This is a genomic window from Shigella sp. FC1544 (assembly GCF_001722145.1).
GTDB classification, from domain to species: Bacteria; Pseudomonadota; Gammaproteobacteria; order Enterobacterales; family Enterobacteriaceae; genus Escherichia; species Escherichia coli.
Map to the genome: position 1 here is coordinate 1 of NZ_MECT01000265.1, position 1,777 is coordinate 1,777.

3 protein-coding genes are annotated in these 1,777 nt (G+C 45.5%); 1 reads left to right on the plus strand and 2 read right to left on the minus strand.

The genetic code is table 11. The annotated features are described in order from the left end of the window. Positions 1-469: IS4 family transposase (locus tag BGK49_RS13775; RefSeq protein ID WP_069188159.1), on the minus strand; the 469-nt coding region annotated here is incomplete at its 3' end. Between the two features lie 344 nt (positions 470-813). On the opposite strand from BGK49_RS13775, the gene lpfA-O113 reads away from it, so the two are divergent. Beyond that, positions 814-1,386: a long polar fimbria major subunit LpfA-O113 gene (lpfA-O113, locus tag BGK49_RS13780; protein WP_000827805.1), complete on the plus strand. Its 573-nt coding sequence runs from the start codon at positions 814-816 to the stop codon at positions 1,384-1,386. Positions 1,387-1,587: 201 nt separating this feature from the next. On the opposite strand, the gene BGK49_RS27155 is transcribed toward lpfA-O113, so the two are convergent. Continuing rightward, positions 1,588-1,777 (minus strand): IS1 family transposase (locus BGK49_RS27155; RefSeq protein ID WP_000328050.1); only part of this gene is annotated, 190 nt, incomplete at its 5' end.

The window sequence follows — 1,777 nt, forward strand, 5'->3', positions numbered from 1 at the left end:
GGGGGAAGGCTGCATCGTTCTCTGGTGTATCCGGTGTGCGCCAGAACACACCATCGATGGCCAGCAGGGTCAGGCCGCACCAGTGCGGATGCGGCGTGGCGTTATGCCAGAGCTGCGCTGTTTTCGTGAACACGCGGCGGACAGCCTCACTTCCCAGGCGCTGGCGGGCCTGAATAACGGCACTGGGGGCAACGAAGGGGCGATTGCCCGGCAGCATGATGTCCAGGCGATTCACAATCTGGTGAAGAGGTTCTTTACGCTCAAGCGCCATGCCAACAATACACCAGACCATCATTTCGAGGGGAAGACGGCGCTTGCGTAGCGTTACAGTACCTGATTCGGCAAGGCAACGAGAGATGAGTTCGGGGTCGAGGTAATCCCCCAGAGAAGTCAGTGGGTTACGCAGAGAATCGTAACGGGATACCAGATCAAGAGCCTGTCCAATGTGCATAAAAAAATCTGGAAACAAGTGAGCGTTTCCGGATTCTTACACAGCCACTGGATCGGTCAACTGATCCTTAACTGATCGGCATTACTGCCGACCGGTGGCCCTTTTTTATAACTGACATCAATAAATTCATCTATATTTCTATATAAATATATTCTGAATTATCATTAATGTCTGATAACAAACTTGATTTTTTACTGTTTAAATAATATTTAAACAATAAATTTATATTTTATTTTTGCGTAATTAATATTATTTTTAGATAAAGCCGTCTCTTTGGTGTACTATTCCTTTGAATCAAAAATACACTTATTAATATAAGTGATGATTCATGGTAAAGGATATATTATATCAATGGTGTTTTTATGAAGCGTAATATTATAGGCGGTGCATTCACTCTGGCATCTCTAATGCTGGCCGGGCATGCACTGGCAGAAGATGGTGTTGTTCACTTCGTCGGTGAAATTGTCGACACTACTTGTGAAGTTACCTCCGATACAGCCGATCAAATTGTCCCACTGGGTAAAGTCAGTAAAAATGCATTTTCAGGTGTAGGTAGTCTGGCGTCGCCACAGAAGTTCAGTATTAAACTTGAAAATTGCCCGGCAACGTACACTCAAGCAGCCGTTCGTTTTGATGGTACAGAAGCGCCTGGCGGCGACGGCGACCTGAAAGTGGGTACGCCGCTTACAGCAGGCAACCCTGGTGATTTTACCGGTACAGGACAAGCGATTGCGGCAACCGGCGTTGGTATTCGTATTTTTAACCAGTCCGATAATTCGCAGGTTAAACTTTATAACGACTCTGCTTATACCGCTATCGATGCTGAAGGCAAGGCTGAAATGAAGTTTATTGCACGCTATGTGGCAACCAATGCGACCATAACGGCTGGTACGGCGAACGCTGATTCACAATTTACTGTCGAATATAAGAAATAATTTATCAAGGGCCTTTTTATTCAGTTGGCTTTGGCCAGGGAGTCGTTATGTCCAGAAAAAGTTGTTTAATCAGGCTCTTTAAAACAACAGTTTCATGTAAGTTATTTACCGCGATTATACTCAGCGTTTTTTTAGGCCAACCAGCATTAACTTATGCAGGCGTTGTCATTGGTGGTACGCGGGTGGGGTAATGACTCCAACTTACTGATAGTGTTTTATGTTCAGATAATGCCCGATGACCTTGTCATGCAGCTCCACCGATTTTGAGAACGACAGTGACTTCCGTCCCAGCCTTGCCAGATGTTGTCTCAGATTCAGATTATGTCGCTCAATGCGCTGAGTGTAACGCTTGCTGATAACGTGCAGCTTTCCCTTCAGGCGTGATTCATAC